The organism is Methyloversatilis sp. (genome assembly GCF_030696805.1).
Lineage (GTDB): Bacteria > Pseudomonadota > Gammaproteobacteria > Burkholderiales > Rhodocyclaceae > Methyloversatilis.
In genome coordinates, this window is the sequence record NZ_JAUYRO010000118.1 from 1 (window position 1) to 24,738 (window position 24,738).

The window sequence follows — 24,738 nt, forward strand, 5'->3', positions numbered from 1 at the left end:
TCGCGTTGCCTGTTGGGCATCGCTGCGCTCACCCCAACCTACTACGAGCCGCGGGGCGCGGCCGGAAACGACATCGCGTTGCCTGTTGGGCATCGCTGCGCTCACCCCAACCTACCTCAAGCCGCGGGGCGCGGCCGGAAACGACATCGCGTTGCCTGTTGGGCATCGCTGCGCTCACCCCAACCTACCTCGAGCCGCGGGGCGCGGCCGGAAACGACATCGCGTTGCCTGTTGGGCATCGCTGCGCTCACCCCAACCTACGGGTTGTCCGCGTTTGGGGGGTAGGTTGGGGTGAGCGCAGCGATGCCCAACAGATCACCGTCGCGTCATTGTGGCCCGGGCGACCGGTCCGGCGGCATTGCACGTCCGCCGCCCGCACATGAAGCAGCGCCGGCATTCAGCACGCAGCGGTACAACGCGTGTCCGCTCGCCAGGTATTTGCGCTCGAACGGCGTCATCGGCGCGCCGGTCGTGAAGTTCTCGACCCCCGCTTCGAGGCCCGCGATCAGGCGCGCGGCCAGCGCGAACTCTTCGACGTAGATGCGCCAGTTGCTGCGGCACTCGATGATGCCGCCCAACTCCAGCACAACCGGAAAAACCGGATGCGCCGGCCAGCGTCGCGCCAGCTGGCCGATCTTCGGCCACGGGTTCGGATACAGCATGTACTGACGCGCCGGGCGGCAGGCGTGGCGTTGCAGCAGCAGCCAGATGTCGGTCATGTCGGCACGCAGAAGCATCGCGTTGCCGGGCAGCGCAGGGGCACGCGACAAGCGTTCGGACGACTGGTCAACGCCGAGCACGAAGTGGTCGGCAAAACGCTACGCCAGATGTCGCGTGCTTTCGCCGCCACCGCAGCAACTGTCGACGATCAGCGCACGGGCCGGATCGCAGGTGCGCGAAAAACTGGCGAACGCCGCAACACTGAAGGCGGCGACCGGCTTGCGGAATTCGCCGCGCGCGCGGCGCGCGATCAGCGCTGCAAGGTGGTCGTGCGTGCCGGTCTGGACACTGTCGGGAAGGCGCGACCTGCCGGTGCAAGGCGCCATGGGGGAACCGTCCACTCCGTGGCCTCGATTAGGACAGGTAGCGCCGCTCGAACTGACTGATCCACACCGACCAGCCGAGAATCATCGGATGGATCATTTCCATGCCTTCCTCGAACGCCGTGGCGTACAGCTTGACCATCGGTCCGAGCTCGATGCCGTAATCGACCGACAGGGTCGCCGGCAGACGATCGAGCACCTTGCCGATGACCACCAGCGCGGTGCCGGCGAGCAGCCAGCCACCCGAGCGGGAACGCCAGCCACCGCGCAGGAACAGGAAGCGCGCAATGATGAACCCGGCGTACAGCAACAGCCCGATCAGCACGAGGGCGATGGCGCCGCAGATCAGCTTGTCCTCGATCGGCCGCGCGGCGTCGCGATAGAAGCTGTTCTTAAGAAAGCTTTCGCCGGTGAAGGCCTTGTGCCAGTCCGCCTCGCGCGCAGCGAACGCGAGGCACAGCAGCGCGAAGGCCCAGGCACGCGGACCGAGCGGGCGGATGCGGAAGATCACGATCAGCGCGGTGACGATCCACGCGGGTTCGGACAGCCGCTCGAACGGCCCTGCCTCCGAAAACACCCAGACGAAGGCCTCCTCGCTCAGCAGCAGCGGGAACAACGCCAGCAGCACGGTAAACAGCGCAATGGCCAGGACGATGCGACGATCAGCGGAAACCATGTTCATTCCTGTTCAAGCAGGCGACGATAGATTGCAAGATTGCCCTCCACCATCGCATCGACCGAAAAGTCGGACAGTATGCGCGCCCGGCCGGCTGCTCCGAGGCGGCGGCGCAGCGGTGCGTCGTCCAGCAGCCGGCGTAGAGTAGCGGTGAGTGCCGCCACATCGCCCGGATCAATCAGCAGACCGCTGACACCGTCGGCCACCGCTTCGGGCAGACCACCGGCACGACAGGTGACGATGGGTACCGCAGCGGCCGAAGCCTGCAGCAGCGATACGCCCAGTCCTTCCATGTCGGCCGGATGGGCGAGGATGTCCAGACCCCCGAGCCAGCGAGGCAGATCGCTGCGGAAACCGGCGAAGCGGATGACCCCGCTCAGGCCGCGCGCCTCGACCTCGGCTGCGAGCGCTTCGCGCAGCGGTCCCTGACCGAAAAACAGCACCCGCACATCCGGGCAGGCCGAGCGCAGCGCATCGACCGCATCAATCACATAGCGGTGACCCTTGCGCGGAATCATCTGCGCCACGACGCCGATCACGCGCGAGTCGGGCGGCAGCTCGAATTCGCACCGGAAGGCGGCCGCGTCGACCGCAACGAGATAGGGCGTCGGGTCGACCGCGCTGCGCACGCAGCTGACCCGGCCGGCGGCCAGTCCTTCCGACAGCAGTACCTGCCGGATACCTTCGGAAATGGTGATGACGTGGTCGAACAGCCGGTACTTCAACGCAACCAGCCAGCGCGCTTCCGGGTTGTCCACGCGGCGCGACAGCACGCAGCGCGTGCCGGTGAATCGCGCCGCGACGCCGCCCCACAGGTCGGCACCGCGCCGGCTGTGCAGATGCACGATGTCCGGCCGCGCTGCGCGGATCAGCGCGACCAGCCGCAGCGCCATGCCGGCGTCGGCATCGCCGCCCATCTTCATCTCGACCACCTGCGCATGACCGGCGCACGCGGCAGCAATGCCCGCACCGGGCGGGCAGGCGAGCACATTGGTCACGCCGCGCTGCGCCAGCCCCTCGACGATGTAGGCAACCTGACGAGCGCCGCCGTAGAAGTGCTTGCCGGCTTCAACGTGCAGCACCTTCATGCGGCGCGTACCCGGGCAACTTCTTCCATCACCCGCTCCGGCGTGATGTCGCGCAGACAGGTCCAGGCGCCGCCGCAGGTCGGCCGGCGCCGGCACGGCGAACAGTTCATGCCCAGCCAGATGACGCGGGCGTTGGCACGACCGGTCTGCGTGTACGGGCAGGTGGAACCGAAAATCGCCACGGTAGGCACCGAAAACGCGATGCCCATGTGCGTGAGGCCGGTATCGACGCCGACCAGCAGACCGGCGCTGCGCACCAGTGCCGCCGCCTCAGGCAATTTCGTCCGCCCGACCAGATTGATCAGGCCGGGCGCGCCGGCTGCAATGCTGGCCGCCGCCTGCGCGTCGCCCGGGCCACCCAGCAGCACCGGCGTGAGCCCGGTCTGCGCGAGCAGCTTTGCGGCCAGCGCCTGCCAGGCGTCTTCGAACCAGTGCTTCTGTGGCCGCGTCGTGAAGGCGGCGAACACGGCGTAACCACCCGGTACCAGGCCGTATTCCGCCAGTAGCGCCTGCGCGCGCGCGTCGGCTTCGGGCGCCACATGCAGCGCCGGCATGAAATCGCCGGTGTCGAGTCCGAGCTGCTCCGCCAGGTGCAGGTATTCGGACGAAATGCGGGTGACGTCGCCACCGCGCGGCACCACGCGGGTCATCAGCCACTGGCTGCCCTCGCGTGACCCCAGACCGATGCGGGTGGGCGCGCCCGACAGCCAGGTGAGGAAGCCGCTTTTGAGCAGCCCCTGAAGATCGAGCACGGTATCGAAATGATGACGGCGCAGTTCGGCACGCAAGGCGCGCACGCGGCGCCACAACTCGAGGCGCCGGCCGGCGCGCCACAACTGCGTCCACTCTGCCTTCGGCCACAAGATGCGCGCGTCGATATCCGGGTCGTGTGCAATCAGCGCATCGATGCCCGGCTCGACCAGCCAGGCGACGAAGGCATCGGGATGGGTGCGCTTGATCGCCGCTGCCAGCGGTGAGGCGAACACCACGTCGCCGATGGCCGAGGTGCGCACGATGAGGATGCGTTTCAAGCTTCGGGTTCCCTGATTCCGCACCACAGGACGGCAAGGAACACGGCAAACATCAGGCTTATGTTGGAGCGCATCAAATAGGACTCGAACAGACTGATCGTCATGATCAGTACCGGAGGAGCCGCTCTGATGAACTGCCGCCCGTCGGGCGGGTTGTGCCGCAGCAGTGGCAGCAGCAGAAGCATGAGGAGTATCGAACCGCCGAGCACACCGGTTGCCGTCAACACATACAGATAGTGGTTATGTGGATTCCACGCGGTTTTCCACTCCGGGGTATGAAGCGCATTTGTCTTGTCGTACTCCGTCGGATAGTCGCCGAGACCCACGCCAAGAACGGGGTTCTGAATGAAGATTCGCGTAGCGTTGATGGCGAAGACGATCCGCAGGCCGACCGATGAATTCGGGCGGTCTTCGTAATGCATGACTTGATCGACAGCATCGTCGAAACGGCCCTGGAAATAGCTGTTTCCGAAGTAGCCGGCGAGCAGCACGCCGCTCACCATGGAGGCGGCAAGCGCAGCTGCGACAAGTGGTCGCCTGGCAAAGCGCTGGACGATCAGGAGCGCAACCAGCACGAGGAATCCGACGAGGCCCGCACGCCCACCTGAAAACACGAGGTTTATCGAAGTCGTGGCAAGCAACACGGCATACAGCAGACGCTGGCGCGGCGAGCGCGCCTGAAACAGCAGCCGGTAGCCCGCTACATAACCGGCCAGGGCAAGCACCGGCGCGTACATGATGCGATCGACGAAGGGCGCGGTATCTTCAGGGTTCTTGTCGACCCTTATGCCTTCCGGCAGCTCAGGCAAGAAATTGATCTGTACCCAGTTGTAGTAGGCCAGGACCTGGCACAAGGCGATCGACAGCAGGAAGGCACTGAGATAGCGGTCGAAATGCTCACGCCTTGCCACGCTGAAGTACAGAGCGAACAAAAGGAAGAAGTTCTGCCTCGACAACATGCCGACCCCCCATTCGAGGTCTTCCGTCCATAGCAGCGACAGTGCAAATACCGCGTAGTAGGCGGCGCATACCCACACCAGCGGTTCCGCCGCGAGCACACGCAACTTGGCAGCGTATCGACCTTCCAGCAACCAGAGGATCAATATCAGCGCGCTGAGCCAGTAGGCCGGTGCGACGGTCAGCGGTATGGAGAAGAACACCCCTGCCAGCAGCCATGAATTGATCACCGGAATGCGATCGCGAAAACCGGTAACGTTCATGCGAAGCTCACTCCGCACTGTTCGAAGGCGCGCTTCATGTCGGTCTTTTCCTGCTCGCTCTTGAACAGCGCATCAGCCCAGCCGAAGGCAATCACCTGCACTGCCGGCGGATAGATCTGGCGCGCGAACAGCAGCGCGCTCGAGCGTACGCCCACCACGGCATCGTAGCGGGTGCGCGCCATATGCATTTCCAGCGCGCAGTCGGGCTCGATCAGTCGGTAGTCGGGATGGCGCAGTTCGTGGCCGGGGTCTTTCGGGTGCGCCTTGTAGTCGATCTGCGCAATGCCCTGCCCGGCCAGCCAGTCGCGGATACGCTGGGTCAGCGGCGCCAGTGCGGGCGCCGGCAGCAGACCGGCGCCGACCAGCGGCTGGCCGACCACCAGTGCGCGCGGCGATGCGGCAGGGTCGCCGCCGTGGACAGGTGCCCCGCTGACCAGCGGCGGCAGCACGCACACCTTGTCCGCCGGGTACGCATGCAGCAGACCGGGCAATACATAGATGCGGTCACAGAAAGCGGCATCCGAACCGATGCGGTCGCCGTCGAAACAGCGGTAGCGCAACTCGGGCGCAATCAGGCGGCGCAGCAGGCGGGCACGCTGCATCAGCCGCTTGGGCAGCGACAGCGGATAGCGGCGGATGCTGATCAACCCGTCGGGCAGTATCCGCGCGTGCATCGTGCGCGCGCCGGCACGGTCCGGCAACGCATTCAGAAAGTAATTGATCGCTTCGGTGTCGAACACCGCACTGTGCAGCAGCAAGGTATCGCATCGCCCGACCAGCCCGGCCACCAGATCGATGTTCGCACGCAGCCGGCGGTGCCGCCCGAACCAGCCGGGCAGCGGCTCCCAGCGCGGCCAGGGCATATAGGTACAGGCATCCCATTGCGACGTATCGACCACCGGCTTCAGGCCCGGCTTGTACCAGACCAGCACCTGGCGGGCGCCGGGCTCGATATCGCGTGCGATGCGCTGTGCCGCGAGGTACTGCAGTGGGGAGGCGACAAAGTAGACGGCAACCGTTCGGTGATCTGACATGCCGGCGTGGGACGATATTTCGGAAAGTCGCGATGCTACCCCGAAGGCGCGCTGCGCGCTTCCGGCTGCGCGCATGTGCGATTGCGGCATCATTCGCGGAAGGCCTGAATCTGACTGCAGTGCTCCCGGATGGCCGGACACAAGCATCCACCCTCTGACAGAACCCTGAACCCATGAAGCCATATCGCTCACTGGCCGCATTGCTGCTCTGTACGGCCCTCCTGACCGGATGCATGACCCCGCGCCCGCCGATGAGCGAAGCCGAACTCGAACAGGTGCTCACACGCGACTATCCGGGCCGCAGCGCGCAGGACGTGCTGGCCGCCGCCACCCGGCTGTGGCGACTGGCCGACGGCGACGACTTCCGGATCAAGCCGGGTAACGGCAGCCTGGTGGCCGAGCGCGACTGGGTGTTTTTCTCGCAGATGGTGCGCATCGTCGGCGACGACACGTGGACCTTGACGGTCAGCGAAGCCAATGGCGTCACGACCGCCAGGCTGACGCTGATCACGTACAAGCGCAGCACGACGGTGTCGTCCTTCGGCATGACGCCGACCACCCAGACCTCGCCGCGCATCGGCGGTCCGGTCAAGGGCAGCGCGATCTACGACCTGTTCTGGGCGCGCATGGACCACCTGCTCGGCGTGCGCCCCGACTGGATGACTTGCGCCGAGGCCGAGGCACGGGTCAGTGCCGGCACCACGTGGGGCAACAAGGACGCGCTGTGCGCCGGTTACAGCTTCACCGACGCGGCGCCCTGAGCCGCCGGGCAGCGGCGCCGCAAGACATCCGGCCCGCGGTCATGACCGGTCGAGAAAGGTGCCGATCGGCTCCCAGTGTTCGACGTGCGAACACACGACCTTGATGATGATGAGCATCGGTACGGCGATCAGCATGCCGGCGATGCCCCACAGCCAGCCCCAGAACAGGAAGCTGATGAACACGGCGACCGGATTGAGCGACAGCATGCGTCCAGCGAACATCGGCTGGATGAACTGGCCTTCGATGACGGTGATGGCGAGGAAGCTGGCCGGAATCAGCCACGCTTCGGCCACGCTGTCGAAATTGATCAGCGCGGCGAGCGAAAGCGCCAGCAGGCACAGCGTCGGCCCGAGATAGGGGATGAAATTCAGCAGACCGGCCATGACGCCCCAGAGCGCCGGATTGGGCATGCCCAGCAGATACATGGCGGCGGCCGTCGCGACACCCAGTCCGGCGTTGATGGTGCTCAGGGTCAGGAAGTAGCGGCCGATGTCCTGCTGTATCTGGCGCGCCACGCCGATGGCGCGGATCTTGTCGCGCAGGGTCGGCATCAGCCGCACCACCTTGCGCAGGAAGCCATCGCCCGACGCCAGCAGGAAGTAAAGCAGCACCACGGTCGAGGCGGCGCCGATCAGGAAGTACTGCGTTCCGGTGAACAGCACCGAGCCCAGGCCCGGTTCCTTCAGCACGACCGACTTCACCTTGGCGTTGTCGTTGCTGGACGTCATGGCCTCCAGACGTTCCGTCGCTTCGCGTACCTCTTCCACCGGCCGCTGCAGTTTAAGCAGCTTCACTTCAACCTCGCGCAGCGCGCGCGGCGAGCGTTCCAGCCAGTCGAGCGCCGGATTGGTCAGGAAGTACAGCCCTGCCCCGACGCCACCGACCATCATCACGACCACCACACCGGCGGCAATCGATTCGTGGATGCGCCACTTCTTCAGCAGGGTGACCAACGGCGCCAGCAGCAGGGCGAACAGTACGGCCAGCACGATGGGCATCAGCAGGGCGCGGGCGAAATACACCGCACCCAGCGCGGCCAGCCAGAACAGCCCGATCAGCGCCCGCGATCCGTTGCGCAGACGCGGCACCGCAGCGACCGCCTGCACGATCTCCGGCAGCGATTCCGGCTCCGACCGGGCAGGCGGTGGCAAGTCGTCCGCCGGGGAGGCGGATTCGACGCCGGAATGCAAGACGTTTTCGGCGGGCGGCACGGTAAGCGGATTCATCCACGGATACTACCCGAGCCACCCTCGAATACCCGGGTCCCACTCGCCCTGCAGGGGCCGTCAGCGCGGATCGAACGCCAGCCTTACCTCGACCTCGCGCTCGACGTAGGCCCACTCGGGCGAGGCGCGCAGGGCCGCGGAGAGTTCGTCGAACACGGCACCATCGTGCGGCGCGAATTCGAACCAGGTCAGGAAGTCGAACGGTTCGGTTTCCGACAGGTCGCGGCAGTGGTGCAGCTTGCGCGCCACCGCAGGCAGCGCGCGCATGCCCAGCGCCACGTGGTGCGACTGCTCTTCCAGGATGTCGCGCCGTTCGTCCTGCGTCAGCGCCCACCAGGCGGCCGACTTGCGGATCGGGATCAGTATGGCGCTGCGCGCCTCGGCGCGGGCCAGCGGCGGCTGCAGTGCCAGCAGCTGCTGCTTTTCAGGCCGGGTGACGTAGCGTTCGTTGCTGGCGATGCCGCGCAGCGCCCACACCCCGGCGGCGTCACCCACACCGGCGACGATGTCGAGCCGCGGTGCAGTCGCCAGTCCCTCGCCGATCACAGTGCGCACACCGGTGATATGCCACGGGCCGGCATCGCCGGCCGCAAACGTATACAGACGCGGGGTTGTCGTCGGGGCCATGTCCACTCAGTCGCTTTCGGCCCGCATCGCGAGCGCCGCTGCGGCCGCACGCGTTTCGACCCCGAGCTTTTCGTACACGTGCTCGAGGTGCTTGTTCACGGTACGCGGGCTCATGCCGAGAATGTCGCCGATATCACGGTTGGTCTTGCCCTTGGCGAGCCAGGACAGCACCTCCGCCTCGCGCGGCGTCAGCTGGGCGCCTGCGATCCGGGTGCTCGACTCACCGCGCCGGCGCACGTCCAGCAGCAGCATGTGCTCGCCCAGCCCGACGGCGCCGAGACTGCGTGCATAGAGCGAGTTTTCGCCGCTTTCGCCGATCAGCTTCGCGTCGGTGCCCGGTTCGTCCGCCATGCCTGCCAGCTGGGCCAGCGACTCGCCGGGCGGCGTATCGGACGCGTCGATGCCGAACCGGGCCAGGCTGTCCGCGGCGCGCGGCGAGCGCCAGGCGATGCGGCCGAGCGCGTCGATCACCAGCACGCCCAGCCCGGCCACGTCCACCGCCTGCCGGGCGATGCGCACGGCACGTGCATTGCGTACGTGGGCCGACAGCCGTGCCAGCACTTCCTCGACGCGCAGCGGCTTGACCACGTAGTCGGTGCCGCCGGCGGTGAAACCTTCGACCACTTCCGCCGTGCCCGACAGGCCGGTCATGAAAATGACCGGCACGTGCGACAGGCCGGGCTCTTCGCGGATCAGGCGGCAGGTTTCGAAACCGGACAGGCCGGGCATGACTGCATCCAGAAGGATGGCGTCGGGCACGACCAGTTCGAGCCGGGCCAGCGCCGACTCGCCGTCATTGGCGATCAGCACGAGGTAGCCGGCCTGGGACAGCGCCTCGCACAGGAAGCCGAGCGAATCCGGCGCGTCGTCCACCACCAGCACAACCGGCTGATGGAACGGGGAATCATTGGACATGGGCATCACGTTGCAGCAATTCGGTGAAACGGATCAAGTCAAAACCATCAATGAGCTTGCGCAGCCTGCCGCAGTCTGCGCGCGCCTCATCCGACCGTTCCGCGATGGCATCGAGCAGTGTCGCGATACCGTTCACGTGGCCGAGACGCGACAGCCTGAGCAGCGCCGAGCGTTCCTCTTCGTCCAGCGCCCGCAAGGGTACATCGCCTGCGTCGTTGCGGGATGCAACATTCCGCGAATCCGGTTCATCCACGTGCCACGTCAGATCGAGTGCGTCGCGCAGTTGTTCCAGCAGCTCCGATTCCATCACCGGCTTGGGCACAAAGCCGGCGCAGCCCGCATTGCGCAGCAGCTCGCTGCGGTTGTCGAACACGTTGGCCGACACCATGATGACCGGGATCGGCGCCCCGGGCGTGTGCTGCAGGTGGCGCGCGGTTTCCCAGCCATCCATGCCGTCCATGTTGATGTCGAGCAGCACCACGTCGGGGCGCTGCAACGCGACCCGTTCGAGCCCTTCACGACCGCTCGCCGCCTCGTCGATGCCGAAACCCAGCGGCAACAGCATGGCCGCCAGCATGTGGCGCTGCGTGGCGTCGTCGTCGATCAGCAGCACGCGCCGGCGCTCGCCGTCGTAACCGATGACCTGGCGCGTCGGTCTGACCTTGGTCGGCACCGACAGGTATTCCGGCAGGTAGAGGCGCAGCCGGAACGTGCTGCCTCGGCCCGGTTCGCTTTCCAGCGTCAGTTCGCCGCCCATCAGCGAGGTGAGCATGCGGCTGATGGTCAGGCCAAGGCCGGCCCCGGGCTCGGCCAGGCCACGGCCCGAACTGCTGCGTTCGAACGGCACAAAGATGCGTGCATGGTCTTCCGGAGCGATGCCCGGCCCGGTGTCGGCCACTTCGAAGCGCGCCACTTCCATGCGGTAGTCGATGCGCAGCACCACTTCGCCGCGCGACGTGAACTTCACCGCATTGGCCAGCAGGTTGATCAGCACCTGGCGTAGCCGCTTCACGTCCACCCGCACGTAGTCGGGCATGCGGCCGGTGGTTTCGATACGAAAGCGCAGCCCCTTGCGCACCGCCTGCGGCTCGAACATCTTGGCCAGGTCATCGAGCAGTTCGCGCATCGGCATCGGTGACGGGTCGAGCCGCAGCTTGCCCGCCTCGATTCGCGCCAGATCGAGCAGGCCATCGATCAGCCCCAGCAGGTGTTCGCCGCTGCGCAGGATGGTGCCGAGCGCTCGCCGCTGGGTGTCGACCTGGGTCAGCGCGCCCGTTGCTGGCGCACCTTTCGCCGCGCCGCCCTGTGTCAGCGAGCCCTGCCCCAGCTCGCGCAGCAGGATCTGTGCGTAGCCGAGAATGCTGTTCAGCGGCGTGCGAAGTTCGTGGCTGATGCCGGTCACGTAACGCGTCTTGGCGAGGTTGGCGGATTCGGCGGAATCCTTCGCCTTCTGCAGCGCGAGGTCCGTCTTGCGGTGGGCCTCCACCTCGCGCATCAACAACTGGTTCTGCCGGTTCGACTCGTCCTGCGCCAGACGCCTGCTTTCAGAGCCGAGCACGATCCACCAGGCGCACACCGCGCACAGCAGCACCAGCAGTGCGAAGGTCTTGAGCAAGCTCAGCAGCAGCGATTCACGCGTCGCCGCATACAGATCGGCGACCACCGCTTCCTGGTAGTACACGACGCCGAAGATGACCGCCAGCAGCGAGGTCAGCGACAGGAACACAACCAGGAAGTGGCCGACCCGGAAATTGACCCGACGCGCCAGGCGCATCGGCAGGATGGCGTTGAGCACGGCATGCAGTTGGGCAGCAGCGCTCGCATCGGTCTTGCAGCGGTCGTGGCAGCGCGATTCAAGCGTGCAGCACAGCGAGCAGATCGGCTGCCCATAGGCCGGGCAGTAGGCCATGTCTTCCGACTCGAAGCTGTTCTCGCAGACGTGGCAGGTAACGGTCTGACCCGGACGCCACTGCATCGTGCTGCGGCGCGCGATGTAGTAGCGGCCGCGCGTGCCCCAGGCAATCAGCGGCGCGATGACGAAGGCGGTGGCAAGCGAAATGACCGGCGAAAATGCCTGCGCCGCATCCCCCATCCAGCCGGTGTAGGCCAGTACGGACACGACGGTGGCGATCGCCATGGACCCCAGCCCGACCGGATTGATTTCATACAGGTGGGCACGCTTGAATTCGAGATGCGACGGCGACAGGCCGAGCGGCTTGTTCACCACCAGGTCGGCCACCAGTGCACCGACCCATGCAATCGCGAGGTTGGCGTACAGGCCGAGCACGTGCTCCAGCGCCTCGAACACGCCGAGCAGCATCAGCAGCAGCGCGATCACCACATTGAATACCAGCCACACCACGCGGCCAGGGTGGCTGTGCGTCAGCCGGGCGAAAAAATTCGACCAGGCGAGCGACCCGGCGTAGGCGTTGGTGACGTTGATCTTGAGCTGCGACACGATGACGAAAAAAACGGTCACTGCCAGCACGACGGCCGGCGAATCGAACACGTAGCCAAAGCCGGCCAGGTACATCTGCGTCGGCTCCACCGCGCGATCAACCGGCACCATGGCCTGCAGCGCGAGAAAGGCGAGAAAGGCGCCGCCCAGCATCTTGACCATGCCAGGCACGATCCAGCCCGGACCGGCTATCAGCACTGCCGCCCACCAGCGGTAGCGGTTCTCCCGGTTTTTCTCCGGCAGGAAGCGCAGGTAATCGACCTGTTCGCCGATCTGCACCACCAGCGAAATGGCCACGGTGGAGGCGGCACCGAACATCAGCCAGTCGAAGTCACTGTTGCCCGACGAACGGCCACTCATGCTGGTGAAGTCGCTGAACATTTCGGGTGCCTGCAGCCACACCGCGAGGTAGGGCAGCACCAGCAGCACCAGCCATACCGGCTGCGTCCACAGCTGGATGCGGCTGATCAGTGTCACGCCGTGGATCACCAGCGGAATCACCACGATGGCACACAGCAGATAGGCCCATACGAGCGGAATGCCGAAGTACAGCTCGATGGCCAGTGCCATGATCGCCGCTTCGATGGCGAAGAAGATGAAGGTGAAGCTGGCATAGACCAGCGAAGTGATGGTCGAGCCCAGATAGCCGAAGCCGGCGCCGCGCGTCAGCAGGTCCATGTCGACGCCGTACTTGGCGGCGCAGTAGCTGATGGGCAGGCCGGTCAGGAAGGTGATCAGGCCGACGAACAGGATGGCCCACAGTGCGTTGGTGAAGCCGTAATTGAGCGCGATCGCGCCGCCGATGGCTTCCAGCGCGAGAAAGGACACGGCACCGAAGGCCGTGTTGGCGACCCGCCATTCCGACCACTTCCGGAAGCTGCGCGGCGTGTAGCGCAGCGCGTAGTCCTCGAGCGTTTCGGTTGCGACCCAAGTGTTGTAGTCGCGGCGGATCTTGAAAATCTGCTGGGTGGCTTCTGACATCGGATCGGGCGGCTGGAGGTCTGCCCGACGCATGCAAGAAACGCTCCGGGCAGGGTGCGTGAGCACCCGCCCGGAGAACAAGGTACAGCTTCCCTCCACGCCGCCGAAAGCGCACCAGAAAAGTGCATGAGCCACTTGGTGGTGCAGTGCGTCAGCGCAGGACTTCACCTTAGCACCGAACCCTGCGCATCCCGAGTGTTGCGCTACGTACTCACATACGTCGATTGACGTATTCCGGCTACACACCCCCGGCAACTACTTTTCGGACCGCAGCGACCGGTTGCGGTGCACCGCACAAAAGTGAATCAACGACCAATACCGGATCGCCTGAAGCTCCCCAACCCGTCCCCGCTCAGGAGAACAGATATGGCTGACAAGAAAGACCCGATCCAGACGCCGCTTACCGACGAACAGCGCCGCAAGGTGCTGATGGGCATGGCCGCGATGCCCGCGATGATGATGCCCGGCATGGCGCTGGCCCAGGCAGCGCAGTTCCCGACGGCGAAGGTGAACACCACCAAGCTCGCGGTGACGGATACCGAGGTCGTCGTGGGTCAGCTGCATTCGGCGACCGGCACCATGGCCATTTCGGAAACCGGGTCGATCCAGGCCGAACAGCTGGCGATCGACCAGATCAATGCGATGGGCGGCGTGCTCGGCCGCAAGATCCGCGTCATCAAGGAAGACGGCGCGTCCGACTGGCCGACCTTCGCCGAGAAGTCGAAGAAGCTGCTGGTGCAGGACAAGGTCGCATGCGTGTTCGGCTGCTGGACGTCGGCCTCGCGCAAGGCCGTGCTGCCGATCTTCGAAAAAGAGAACGGCATGCTGTACTACCCGACGTTCTACGAAGGACTGGAACAGTCGAAGAACGTGATCTACACCGGCCAGGAAGCCACGCAGCAGATCCTGTACGGCCTCGACTGGGCGGCCAAGGAGAAGAAGGCCAAAACCTTCTTCCTGGTCGGCTCCGACTACATCTGGCCGCGCACCTCGATGAAGATCGCGCGCAAGCACATCGAATCCGTTGCCAAGCTGGGCAAGGTCGCTGGCGAAGAGTACTACCCGCTCGGCCACACCAACTTCAACTCGCTGATCAACAAGATCAAGCTGGCCAAGCCGGACTGCATCTTCGCAGCCGTGGTCGGCGGTTCCAACGTCGCCTTCTACAAGCAGCTGAAGGCAGCCGGCATCACCGCGGACAAGCAGTTCCTGCTGACCATCTCGGTGACCGAAGACGAAGTGCTGGGCATCGGTGGTGAAAACATCGCGGGTTTCTACTCGTCGATGAAGTACTTCCAGTCGCTCGACAACGCCAACAACAAGGCTTTCGTCGAGGCATTCAAGAAGGCCTACGGTCCGAAGTCGGTGATCGGCGACGTGACCCAGGCCGGTTATCTCGGCCCGTGGATCTGGAAGGCGACCGTCGAGAAGGCAGGCAGTTTCGACGTCGACAAGATCGCCGCCGCATCGGGTGGCATCGAGCTGAAGACCGCGCCCGAAGGCTACGTGAAGGTGCATGACAACCATCACCTGTGGAGCAAGGCGCGCATCGGCCAGGCGCAGCTCGACGGCCAGTTCAAGGTGGTCGCCGAGTCGCCCGAACTGATCGAGCCGAACCCCTTCCCCAAGGGTTACCAGTAAGCCGGACGGTCCGGGGTCCGTGCGTCTCCTCGCACGGGCTCCGGCCCCGCCCAGGACGTATCCACAAGCGTTCATCGGCCCACGACCTTCATTTGTGAATACCCCCTAGCCGGAGATCACCATGTCACTGACCGACATCATGAACATCACCCTGATGCAGGGTTTCGCAGGCCTGAGCCTGTTTTCGGTGCTGCTGCTGATGGGCCTGGGGCTGGCCATCATCTTTGGCCAGATGGGCGTGATCAACATGGCGCATGGCGAATTCATGACCATCGGCGCCTACACGATCTACATGTTCTCGTCGCTCACCGAAACCTTCCTGCCCGGCTTCGCGTCGATGTACTTCCCGTTTGCCATCGCGGCGGCGTTCTGCATCGCCTTCGCCTTCGGCTGGTTCATCGAGTGGGCGCTGATACGACACCTGTACAAGCGGCCGCTCGACACGCTGCTCGCCACCTGGGGCCTCTCGCTGGCCATGCAGCAGACTTTCCGTTCGACCTTCGGCGCACGTGAAGTGAGCCCGACGCTGCCCGACTGGTTGCTCGGTTCGTGGGCACCGGCCGAAGGCCTGGACATTCCGATCAACGGTCTGTTCGTGCTTGCGCTGACTGCTCTGGTCACCGGCGGCGTGCTGCTCGCCCTGTACCGCTCGCGCTGGGGCTTGCGTGTGCGTGCCACGGTGGCCAACCGCCCGATGGCCAACGCCACCGGCATCAATACCAGTCGCACCGACCGTCTGACGTTCGCCATCGGCTGCGGCATCGCCGGCATCGCCGGAGCGGCCTTCACGACGATCGGCTCGACCGGCCCGACCAGCGGCTCGCTGTACATCGTCGACGCCTTCCTGGTGGTGACCTTCGGCGGCGCAGGCAGTCTGCTCGGCACCGTGGCCTCGGCCTTCGGCATCGCCCAGACGCAATCGATCGCCGAGTTCTTCATGACCGGTTCGATGGCCAAGGTGCTCACGCTGATGATGATCGTGACCATCCTGATGCTGCGTCCGCAAGGTCTCTTTGCTTCGAAGATCCGCCGCTGAGTCCGGCTGCGCTCCGACCCCCGAATACCCACGATCCAAGGAGAACCCAATGGACTCAATCAAGAGCTGGCTGGCACGTAGCGGAATGGGAAGCGTGTTGATACTCGCGCTGATCATCGTCGTCGTGTTCCCGCTGACGATGGACCTGTTCCGACTGAACCTGGTCGGCAAATATCTCACCTACGCCTTTGTCGCCGTCGGCCTGGTCATGCTGTGGGGCTATGGCGGCGTGTTGAGCCTCGGCCAGGGCGTGTTCTTCGGCCTTGGCGGCTACATGATGGCCATGTTCATGAAGCTGGAGGCGTCCGATCCGGAAACGACCAAGATCCAGAGCACGCCGGGCATTCCCGACTTCATGGACTGGAACCAGATCACCGAGCTGCCGCTGTGGTGGGAGCCGTTCCGCCACCTGCCGCTGGCGCTGCTGGCGGTCCTGCTGGTGCCCACGGTGCTCGCCTTCATCATCAGCTTCGCGATGTTCCGGCGCCGGGTCGGCGGCGTGTATTTCGCCATCATCACGCAGGCCGTCTGTCTGATCCTGACCGTGCTCATCGTCGGCCAGCAGGGTTACACCGGCGGCGTCAATGGCATCACCGACCTGAAGACCATCCTCGGCTGGGACACGCGCACCGACGAAGCCAAGTACATCCTGTATTTCCTCAATGCCGGACTGCTGATCGCCGCCATCCTGCTGTGCCGCTGGATCCAGCTGAGCAAGCTCGGAACGCTGCTGCTGGCCATGCGCGACAAGGAAGACCGCGTGCGCTTTTCCGGCTACGACGTATCAATGTTCAAGGTGTTCGCCTTCTGCCTCGCCGCGATGCTGTCGGCGATCGGCGGCGCAATGTTCGTGCTGCAGGTCGGCTTCATGTCGCCGTCGCTGGTCGGCATCGTGCCGTCGATCGAAATGGTCATATTCGCCGCCGTCGGCGGACGCATGTCACTGGTCGGTGCGGTGTATGGCGCCCTGCTGGTCAATTTCGGCAAGACCTACTTCTCCGAAAGCTTCCCCGACCTGTGGTTGTTCCTGATGGCAGCGCTGTTCATCGGTGTCGTGCTGGCCTTCCCGAACGGTCTGGCCGGCCTGTACGAGAGCCACGTGAAGCCGCGCCTGGGCAAGCGCAAGGACAAGCCGGCGTCCGGCGCCAACAGCACGCCTTCGTCCGACGTCCCGCCCGCCATCCCGCTGCACAGCGGCGCGTCGCACGGTGGCAAGCCGCTGGCCCGCACCGCACTGCCTGACGGCGTGCAGGGCACATCCGCCTGATCCGAACGGAGACCGACATGAGCAATACCGACTTCGTACTTGCGGTGGAAGACCTCACCGTGTCCTTCGACGGTTTCAAGGCCATCGACGCCCTGACGCTGTATGTCGATCGCGGCGAGCTGCGCGTGATCATCGGCCCCAACGGCGCCGGCAAGACCACGCTGCTCGACCTGATCTGCGGCAAGACGCGCGCCAGCGGCGGCAGCATCAAGTTCAAGAACATCGAAATGACCAAGATGGCGGAACACAAGATCGTGCGCTCGGGCATCGGCCGCAAGTTCCAGACGCCGTCGATCTACGAAAACCTCTCCGTCTTCAAGAATCTTGAAGTGTCCTTCCCGCGCGGCCGCAGCGTGTTCGGTGCGCTGGGTTTCCGGTGCACCGACGAGGTGAAGGCACGCGTGCAGTCGGTGGCAGACGAAATCAGCCTCGGCGACTCGCTCGACATCGAAGCCGGTCTGCTCAGCCACGGCCAGAAGCAGTGGCTGGAGATCGGCATGTTGCTGATGCAGGAACCCGAGCTGCTGATGCTTGACGAGCCGATCGCCGGCATGAGCGTGCGCGAGCGCGAACTGACCGGCGAGTTGCTGCAGCGCATCTGCAAGGGGCGCTCGGTGATCGTGATCGAGCACGACATGGATTTCGTCAAGCGCATCGCCCACAAGGTCACCGTCATGCACCAGGGGAAAATCCTCGCCGAAGGATCGATGGACAAGGTGCAGAACGATCCCAAGGTCATCGACGTGTATCTGGGCCACTGAAATGTATGCACAGAGCTGCCCTCACCCGGCGCGTGCGCGCCACCCTCTCCCGCTGATGCGGGAGAGGGGACAGGCAGGCCTCGTCGCTGCTTGCCTCTCTGGCGCGCCGAAGCGGGCTCGGGCTGCCCTGCTCCCTCTCCCGCATCAGCGGGAGAGGGCCGGGGTGAGGGCCGCTGCATCGAACCTTCCCACGCAAAGGACTCCGTCATGCTGAACGTCAAAGACCTCCACGTCGCCTACGGCCAGAGCGAGGCCCTGCACGGCATTTCGTTCGAAGCGAACAAGAACGAAACGATCGCCATCATGGGCCGCAACGGCATGGGCAAGACCACGCTGTTCAAATCGCTGATCGGCATTCTGCCTATCAAGAGCGGCCACATCGAAGTCGCCGGCAAGGAAGTGTCGAAGGACGAAAGCTACAAGCGCGTCGCCAAGGGCATCGCCTACGTGCCGCAGGGCCGCATGATTTTCCCGACGCTGACGGTGGAGGAGAACATCCACACCGGCCTGGAAAATGCCAAGGTCAAGAAGGTGCCGGAAGAGATCTACGCCCTGTTCCCGGTGCTGTGGGAAATGCGCGCCCGCAAGGGCGGCAACCTGTCCGGCGGCCAGCAGCAACAGCTGGCCATCGCGCGCGCACTGGTCACCGATCCCAAGGTATTGCTGCTCGACGAACCAACCGAAGGCATCCAGCCCTCGATCATCAAGGACATTGCCAAGGCGCTGAACGAAATCCGCAAGTTGCGCGAAATCACCATCGTCGTGTCCGAGCAGGTCCTGAGTTTCGCCATGGACGTGGCCGACCGCCTGTTTGTCATCGAAGGCGGACGCCTTGTCCATGAAAGCACGCGCGCCGACACGGATACCGCGCGCATCAAGCAGTTCCTGTCCGTCTGAGTGCCCACCATCCGCCCACACATCCCAAGGAGATCAACATGGCCGAGACCTTGATCAAGGTAGACCTGAAGCAGTCGCCGTACGAAAACGACATGGTGCACAACCGCTGGCACCCGGACATCCCCATCGTCTGCTGGGTCAAGCCCGGTGACGACTTCAAGATCGAAACCTACGACTGGACCGGCGGCTTCATCCAGAACAACGACAGCGCGGACGACGTGCGCGACATCGACCTGACGACGGTGCACTTCCTGTCCGGTCCGATCGGCGTCGAAGGCTGCGAGCCGGGCGACCTGCTGGTGGTCGACATCCTGGACATCGGCGCCAAGGAAGACAGCCTGTGGGGCTTCAACGGCTTCTTTTCGAAAAAGAACGGCGGCGGCTTCCTGACCGAGCACTTCCCGGAAGCCCAGAAGTCGATCTGGGACATCAAGGGCATGTTCACCGAATCGCGCCACGTGCCGGGCGTCAAGTATGCCGGCCTGATCCACCCGGGCCTGATCGGCTGCCTGCCGGACCCGAAGCTGCTGGCCGACTGGAACACGCGCGAAATCGACTTCATCAACACCGAACCCGACCGCGTGCCGCCGCTGGGCTGCCCGCCGTGCGCACCGACCGCCCACATGGGCCGTCTGAAAGGCGAAGCGCGCGACAAGGCCGCTGCCGAAGCCGCCCGTACCGTACCGCCGCGCGAGCACGGCGGCAACTGCGACATCAAGGATCTGTCGCGCGGCTCGCGCATCTTTTTCCCGGTCTATGTGAAGGGGGGCGGCCTGTCGATGGGCGACCTGCACTTCTCGCAGGGCGACGGTGAAATCACCTTCTGCGGCGCCATCGAAATGGCCGGCTGGCTGCATCTGCGGGTGAGCATCATCAAGGACGGCATGAAGAAGTACGCCATCAAAAACCCGATCTTCAAGCCCAGCCCGATCACGCCGAAGTATGACGACTACCTCATCTTCGAAGGCATTTCGGTCGACGAACAGGGCAAGCAGCATTACCTCGACGTGCATGTCGCCTATCGCCAGGCCTGCCTGAACGCCATCGAATATCTGAAGAAGTTCGGCTACTCGGGAGCACAGGCGTACTCGATTCTCGGTACGGCACCGGTGCAGGGCCACATCAGCGGCGTGGTCGATATTCCGAATGCCTGCGCCACGCTGTGGCTGCCGACCGACATTTTCGACTTCGACATCATGCCGAACGAGGCCGGCCCGGTGAAGTTCATCGACGGCAGCATCCAGATGCCGCTGTCGCCGGATCTCTGAGGCCGCCGCCATGCCGACCTACGACTATCAGTGCGAGGCGCATGGCGGATTTTCCGCCCTGCGCAGCATCGCCCAGCGCGACGCCGCCTGCCTGTGCCCGGAGTGCGGTTCGCCCGCGCAGCGGGTGCTGGTGACGGCACCGTCCTTCGCCGACATGCCGCACGAGACGCGCTTCGCGCATGCCACCAACGAACGCAGCCGCCACGAACCGGTGCTTGCCAGCCGCAAGCACGGTCCCGGGTGTTCGTGCTGCAGCAGCAAACCCAGCCGAACGACCGCGGTAGGCAAGGACGGCTCGAAGGCATTCCCCACCAAACGTCCCTGGATGATCAGTCACTGATTGCCGGGTTTTCGTAACCAGCCCCCTCCACCTTCAACCTGCACTTCAACAACCGGGAGTCCTGCACCATGAAAAGCACCCTCAAAACCCGTCTGCGGAGCGTGTCGTCCCTTCCGCGCCTCGGCGCGCTCGCCGTCGCTCTGGCCACTGCCGGCACCGCAAACGCCGGCGTCACCGTGTCCGGACCGGGCGACAGCTACCTCACGCTTGGTCTGTGGATGCGTACGTCCTTCACCAGCGCGGATGACGGCGCGCCGAACGGTTCGTCGCGCTCGAAGGATTTTGCGGTCGATTCCATCCGTATCATCACCAGCGGCAAGATCACCAAGCAGATCGGCGGCATGGTGAATTTCGAGCGCCAGTCGGACGAATCGATGCGCCTGCTCGATGTGGTCGCCCAGTTCGAACTGATGGACGGCCTCAACCTGTGGTTCGGCCGCATGCTGCCGCCGACCGACCGTGCCAACCTCGCCGGCCCCTACTTCGCCAACGTGTGGGAATACCCGATGGTGTCGCAGTACCCGAACGCCTTCACCGGTCGTGACGACGGCGCGCTGCTGTGGGGCAATGTGCTCGGCGGCAAGCTGCTGTACGCAGTCGGCGCCTACCAGGGCAAGAACCGCGGCGCCGGCCTGTCGAACGACTCCGACAAGCTGCTGTACGCCGGTCGTCTGGCCTACAGCTTCTGGGATCCGGAACTGGGCTACTACGGTACCAACAGCTACTTCGGCGGCAAGGAAGTCCTGACCATCGGCGCGGCTGTCCAGACGCAGAAGAACGGTGTCGGCATCGCCGGCGCCTCGGGTGACTACACGGCGTGGAACATCGATGCGCTGATGGAAACCAAGCTGTCGAATGGCGGCGTACTGACGCTGGAAGGCGCCTACTACGACTACGACACCGATGGTGTGGCTGACACCGGCGGGGCCGTTGCAGCCGCCTGCGGTCTGGTCAACGTCAACAACTGCGGTGGCGCAACCGAAGGTGAAGCCTACCTGCTGACGGCCGCCTACCTGATTCCGGGCAAGTTCGGCATCGGCCAGTTCCAGCCGTACGCGCGCTATCAGGAATTCGATCCGCAGGTGGGTTCCAAGTCTGACCAGTGGGACTTCGGTGTCACTTACGTGATGGCCGGCCACAACGCGCGCATCACCGCGGTGTATTCGGACATGGATCCGGGCGGTGCAGCCAAGTCGATCGACAAGTTCATCGTCGGCGTTCAGCTGATGTATTGATCCAGTCACGACCCGGCCGCACAGCGGACCGGGTCTGAATGGCCTCAGGGGCACGCTCGGGCGTGCCCCTTTTTGTTCACCGATGCCATGCCCCGAGTGCGGCGACACGCGCTGCGGCCATTGCCTTGCCGACCACGATCGCGTCGGCACCGAGCGCACGGAACACCCACCCGGACTCGCCCGGCAGCGCCGAGGCCCCGGCGTACAGCCCGTCTCCAGAGATCCCGCGCAGCGACTCCGGAAAGCCGGCGCATGCCGTCTGCGTCAATATCCATAGGCTGCCCTGCACGCTGAAGTCGCCCGACACGCCGGGCTGCGCACCGAGCCAGTCAGCGCCGCGGATGCGCATCCGTTCGCGGGCCAGCAGGCGAGCGTCACGGCCGGTGATGTCGATCGCCGAATCCGTCAGCTCGAACGTCACGCCGCAGGCCGTCGGGTCGTGCGCGAGAAAGGTTTCCGACACCAGTACGAGGGCGCCCTCACCCAGCCTGACCGAGACGCGGGTGTGCAGGTGACTGCCCGGGAAAAGGATTTGCGGCGCCGGCAGGTATTCAAGCTGCGCGCCGTCACCGGCGTCGATGTCGACCGTCTGCGTCGCGCAGCCGCCGCGCATGGTGTGCACGATGGTCGATGCAGGCGTCGCCACGTACGCCCGCGCGCCCGGCGCCACGGCAATGCGCCCGGTCACCGTGTCGTGTTCGAACAAGCCGCCCGACACCGACTGCAGGAACACCGTGCAGCGACCGCGGTCGAGCGCATCGGTGTACAGCGCGCGGCCCACATGCACCGGGTAACGAACGTACTGCCGGGCGACGAAGCTGCGACCTTCCGCCGAACCGAAATCCAGCTCGAAGGTGTGGCGTTCAGTCAAACAGAACCCCGCGCACGATGGCATCGACCACCGCGTCGACGCCCTCGCCACTGGCGCAGTTGGTGAGCAAGGTCGGCTTTCCGGCGCGCACTTCTTCAGCTTCGCGCGTCATGCGCGCCAGATCCACGCGCACGAATGGCGCCAGGTCGGTCTTGTTGATGACCAGCAGGTCGCACTGCAGTACGCCCAGGCCACGCTTGCGCGGAATGTCGTCGCCGCCGGCCACGTCGATGACGAACAGCCAGTAATCAACCAGATCGAGCGAAAACGACGACGCCAGATTGTCGCCGCCACTTTCGACCAGGATCAGTTCCAGGCCCGGCCAGGTCCGGTCAAGTTCATCGGCCGCGGCAAGGTTGAGCGTCGGGTCTTCGCGGATCGCGGTGTGCGGGCAGGCGCCGGTTTCGACCGCCAGCACGCGCTCCGGCGCGATGATGCCGCTGCGCCGGATGCGTTCGGCGTCTTCCGCGGTGACCAGATCGTTGGTGATGACGGCGATGTCGGTGCCGCGCGCAATGAAGCGTGGAATGAGCTGTTCGAGCAGCGCCGTCTTGCCCGATCCGACCGGGCCACCGACACCGACACGTGCCGCACCGCGCGGCCTGGCGTACTGCAGGGGCATGACCGATGACATACGGGGCTACCTCATCATGTAAAGGCGGTTCAGCGGCACGTGGGTCGCCGGCGCGCAGCCGATCACGTGGTTGTCGACGCTGACCTCGAAGGTTTGCGGGTTGACCGTGATGTTCGGCAGCGTGCCGTTGCGCACCATGTCGGCCTTGGTCAGCGTGCGCGTGCCGTGCACCGGCAGCAGCGTCTTGCGCAGGTCAAGCCGCCCTTCGAGGTCGCGGCCGAGCGAAGCGGCGCACACGAAATTGGCCGACAGCGCCTGCGGTGCGCGGCCGAAGGCGCCCCACTGCGGACGCATGATGAGCGGCTCGCAGGTCATCAGCGACGCAGCCGAATCGCCCATCGCGCCATAGGCGATGAAACCGCCCTTGACGACGATTTCCGGCTTGATGCCGAAGAACGCCGGACGCCACAGCACGATGTCGGCCAGCTTGCCCGGCTCCAGCGAACCGACGTGCTGGTCGACGCCGAAGGAGCGCGCGGCATTGATCGTGTATTTCGCGATGTAGCGCAGGATGCGTTCGTTGTCGGCGCTGCGCGTGCGCTCTTCCGGCAGCCGGCCGAACTGGTCCTTCATCTTGCTGGCCAGCTGCCAGGTGCGGCAGATGACTTCGTTGATGCGGCCCATGCCCTGGCTGTCGGAGCCCAGCATCGATATCGCCCCCATGTCGTGCAGCACGTCTTCGGCGGCGATGGTCTGCGCACGGATGCGGCTTTCGGCGAAGGCCACGTCCTCCGGCACGGCCGGGTTCAGGTGATGGCACACCATGATCATGTCGAGGTGTTCGTCGAAAGTGTTCACCGTGTACGGGTTGGTCGGATTGGTCGATGACGGCAGGCAGTTGGCCTGACCGACGACGCTGATCACGTCCGGCGCATGACCGCCGCCGGCCCCCTCGGTGTGATACATGTGGATGGTGCGGCCCTTGGTCGCCGCCAGCGTGTCTTCGAGAAAGCCCGATTCGTTCAGCGTGTCGGTGTGCAGCTGCACCTGGAAATCCATGTCGTCGGCGACCGACAGGCAGGTGTCGATGGTGGCCGGCGTGGCACCCCAGTCCTCGTGGATCTTCAGGCCGATGCAGCCGGCCTGCATCTGTTCGACCAGCGATTCGGGACGCGACGAATTGCCGCGGCCGAGAAAGCCGAAATTCATCGGCCACTGCTCCGACGCCTGCAGCATGCGCGCGACGTTCCACGCGCCACCGCAGTCGATGCCGACCGTGATCGGGCCGAGCGAGCCGCCGAACATCGTCGTGATGCCGGACGCCAGCGCGTGCTCGACCAGTTGCGCCGAGTCGAAATGCACATGCACGTCGAGCCCGCCCGCCGTGGCGATCAGCCCTTCGCCATCGCGCACCGTCGTCGCGTTTCCGACCAGCAACTGCGGATGCACGCCATCCATCACATGCGGGTTGCCCGCCTTGCCAATGGCCACGATGCGCCCGTCCTTGATGCCGATGTCACCTTTCACGATGCCGACCACCGCGTCGATCACGACAACATTGCTGATCAGCATGTCGAGTGCGCCCTGCGCCGACGTCAGTCCGCCCATCATGCCGAGGCCATCGCGCAACGTCTTGCCGCCGCCGTGCAGGCATTCGTCGCCGGGCACGGCGAAGTCGTGTTCGATTTCAGCCAGCAGCGAGGTGTCGCCCAGACGCACCCTGTCGCCCTTGGTCGGTCCGTACATCGCCGCATAGTCGCGGCGGGTCAGCCATGCCATGTCAGTCC

General features: G+C 65.0%; 23 protein-coding genes. 9 read left to right on the forward strand and 14 right to left on the reverse strand.

All coding sequences use genetic code 11. From position 1 onward, the window contains the following. Positions 1 to 326 precede the first annotated feature (326 nt). Genes Q8R75_RS19115 through Q8R75_RS19145 form a run of 7 tightly spaced genes read right to left on the reverse strand, consistent with a single transcriptional unit; the run spans position 327 to position 6,092 of the window. Positions 327 to 800, reverse strand: a complete 474-nt coding sequence (locus Q8R75_RS19115; RefSeq protein ID WP_305612904.1) for a hypothetical protein — start codon at positions 798 to 800, stop codon at positions 327 to 329. A gap of 18 nt (positions 801 to 818) precedes the next feature. Continuing rightward, positions 819 to 1,046 carry a hypothetical protein gene (locus Q8R75_RS19120; protein ID WP_305612902.1) on the reverse strand — a complete coding sequence of 76 codons (228 nt, stop codon included), beginning with the start codon at positions 1,044 to 1,046 and terminating at the stop codon, positions 819 to 821. A 28-nt stretch (positions 1,047 to 1,074) separates the two neighbouring features. Continuing rightward, positions 1,075 to 1,719, reverse strand: a complete 645-nt coding sequence (locus Q8R75_RS19125) for a hypothetical protein (protein ID WP_305626087.1) — start codon at positions 1,717 to 1,719, stop codon at positions 1,075 to 1,077. Positions 1,720 to 1,721: 2 nt separating this feature from the next. After that, positions 1,722 to 2,807, reverse strand: a complete 1,086-nt coding sequence (locus Q8R75_RS19130) for a glycosyltransferase (protein WP_305613505.1) — start codon at positions 2,805 to 2,807, stop codon at positions 1,722 to 1,724. After that, a complete protein-coding gene (locus Q8R75_RS19135) occupies positions 2,804 to 3,838 on the reverse strand; it encodes a glycosyltransferase family 9 protein (protein WP_305613506.1) in 1,035 nt (344 codons plus the stop codon). The genes Q8R75_RS19130 and Q8R75_RS19135 overlap by 4 nt, the downstream gene beginning before the upstream one ends. Continuing rightward, positions 3,835 to 5,058 carry an O-antigen ligase family protein gene (locus tag Q8R75_RS19140; RefSeq protein WP_305613507.1) on the reverse strand — a complete coding sequence of 408 codons (1,224 nt, stop codon included), beginning with the start codon at positions 5,056 to 5,058 and terminating at the stop codon, positions 3,835 to 3,837. Before Q8R75_RS19140 ends, Q8R75_RS19135 begins: the two co-directional genes overlap by 4 nt. Further along, the gene (locus Q8R75_RS19145; RefSeq protein WP_305613508.1) at positions 5,055 to 6,092 is read right to left on the reverse strand and encodes a hypothetical protein; all 1,038 of its coding nucleotides are present in this window, start codon (positions 6,090 to 6,092) and stop codon (positions 5,055 to 5,057) included. Before Q8R75_RS19145 ends, Q8R75_RS19140 begins: the two co-directional genes overlap by 4 nt. Before the next feature lie 233 nt (positions 6,093 to 6,325). Between Q8R75_RS19145 and Q8R75_RS19150 the strand changes: the two genes are divergently transcribed. Beyond that, positions 6,326 to 6,853 carry a hypothetical protein gene (locus tag Q8R75_RS19150; protein WP_305613509.1) on the forward strand — a complete coding sequence of 176 codons (528 nt, stop codon included), beginning with the start codon at positions 6,326 to 6,328 and terminating at the stop codon, positions 6,851 to 6,853. Positions 6,854 to 6,892: 39 nt separating this feature from the next. Here Q8R75_RS19150 and Q8R75_RS19155 read toward each other — a convergent pair whose 3' ends face one another. Genes Q8R75_RS19155 through Q8R75_RS19170 form a run of 4 tightly spaced genes read right to left on the reverse strand, consistent with a single transcriptional unit; the run spans position 6,893 to position 13,061 of the window. Beyond that, the gene (locus Q8R75_RS19155) at positions 6,893 to 8,080 is read right to left on the reverse strand and encodes an AI-2E family transporter (protein ID WP_305613510.1); all 1,188 of its coding nucleotides are present in this window, start codon (positions 8,078 to 8,080) and stop codon (positions 6,893 to 6,895) included. Positions 8,081 to 8,140: 60 nt separating this feature from the next. After that, entirely contained in the window at positions 8,141 to 8,707 is a 567-nt protein-coding gene (locus Q8R75_RS19160; protein ID WP_305613511.1) for a chlorite dismutase, read from the reverse strand. 6 nt (positions 8,708 to 8,713) lie between these two features. Beyond that, complete coding sequence (locus Q8R75_RS19165; protein ID WP_305613512.1) at positions 8,714 to 9,628, reverse strand: DNA-binding response regulator; 915 nt, start codon at positions 9,626 to 9,628, stop codon at positions 8,714 to 8,716. Beyond that, a complete protein-coding gene (locus tag Q8R75_RS19170; protein ID WP_305613513.1) occupies positions 9,612 to 13,061 on the reverse strand; it encodes an ATP-binding protein in 3,450 nt (1,149 codons plus the stop codon). The genes Q8R75_RS19165 and Q8R75_RS19170 overlap by 17 nt, the downstream gene beginning before the upstream one ends. A 366-nt stretch (positions 13,062 to 13,427) precedes the next feature. On the opposite strand from Q8R75_RS19170, the gene urtA reads away from it, so the two are divergent. The 8 genes from urtA (at position 13,428) to Q8R75_RS19210 (ending at position 21,506) form a co-directional block, all read left to right on the forward strand. Beyond that, entirely contained in the window at positions 13,428 to 14,702 is a 1,275-nt protein-coding gene (gene urtA, locus Q8R75_RS19175; RefSeq protein ID WP_305613514.1) for an urea ABC transporter substrate-binding protein, read from the forward strand. 121 nt (positions 14,703 to 14,823) lie between these two features. Beyond that, positions 14,824 to 15,738, forward strand: a complete 915-nt coding sequence (gene urtB, locus Q8R75_RS19180; RefSeq protein WP_305613515.1) for an urea ABC transporter permease subunit UrtB — start codon at positions 14,824 to 14,826, stop codon at positions 15,736 to 15,738. 49 nt (positions 15,739 to 15,787) lie between these two features. After that, a complete protein-coding gene (gene urtC, locus Q8R75_RS19185; protein WP_305613516.1) occupies positions 15,788 to 17,005 on the forward strand; it encodes an urea ABC transporter permease subunit UrtC in 1,218 nt (405 codons plus the stop codon). 17 nt (positions 17,006 to 17,022) lie between these two features. Next, the gene (urtD, locus tag Q8R75_RS19190; protein ID WP_305613517.1) at positions 17,023 to 17,766 is read left to right on the forward strand and encodes an urea ABC transporter ATP-binding protein UrtD; all 744 of its coding nucleotides are present in this window, start codon (positions 17,023 to 17,025) and stop codon (positions 17,764 to 17,766) included. Between the two features lie 207 nt (positions 17,767 to 17,973). Beyond that, the gene (gene urtE / locus Q8R75_RS19195; RefSeq protein WP_305613518.1) at positions 17,974 to 18,663 is read left to right on the forward strand and encodes an urea ABC transporter ATP-binding subunit UrtE; all 690 of its coding nucleotides are present in this window, start codon (positions 17,974 to 17,976) and stop codon (positions 18,661 to 18,663) included. Between the two features lie 38 nt (positions 18,664 to 18,701). After that, complete coding sequence (gene fmdA / locus Q8R75_RS19200) at positions 18,702 to 19,931, forward strand: formamidase (protein ID WP_305613519.1); 1,230 nt, start codon at positions 18,702 to 18,704, stop codon at positions 19,929 to 19,931. 10 nt (positions 19,932 to 19,941) lie between these two features. Then, complete coding sequence (locus Q8R75_RS19205; RefSeq protein ID WP_069037911.1) at positions 19,942 to 20,271, forward strand: zinc ribbon domain-containing protein; 330 nt, start codon at positions 19,942 to 19,944, stop codon at positions 20,269 to 20,271. A 68-nt stretch (positions 20,272 to 20,339) separates the two neighbouring features. After that, positions 20,340 to 21,506: a hypothetical protein gene (locus Q8R75_RS19210; protein WP_305613520.1), complete on the forward strand. Its 1,167-nt coding sequence runs from the start codon at positions 20,340 to 20,342 to the stop codon at positions 21,504 to 21,506. A gap of 76 nt (positions 21,507 to 21,582) precedes the next feature. On the opposite strand, the gene Q8R75_RS19215 is transcribed toward Q8R75_RS19210, so the two are convergent. From Q8R75_RS19215 to ureC, 3 genes are read right to left on the reverse strand one after another with little or no spacing between them, the layout of a single operon-like run. Next, the gene (locus Q8R75_RS19215; protein ID WP_305613521.1) at positions 21,583 to 22,377 is read right to left on the reverse strand and encodes an urease accessory protein UreD; all 795 of its coding nucleotides are present in this window, start codon (positions 22,375 to 22,377) and stop codon (positions 21,583 to 21,585) included. Beyond that, positions 22,370 to 22,999: an urease accessory protein UreG gene (gene ureG / locus Q8R75_RS19220; protein ID WP_257081422.1), complete on the reverse strand. Its 630-nt coding sequence runs from the start codon at positions 22,997 to 22,999 to the stop codon at positions 22,370 to 22,372. Before ureG ends, Q8R75_RS19215 begins: the two co-directional genes overlap by 8 nt. An 18-nt stretch (positions 23,000 to 23,017) precedes the next feature. Beyond that, entirely contained in the window at positions 23,018 to 24,730 is a 1,713-nt protein-coding gene (gene ureC, locus Q8R75_RS19225; protein ID WP_305613523.1) for an urease subunit alpha, read from the reverse strand. Positions 24,731 to 24,738: the final 8 nt, after the last annotated feature.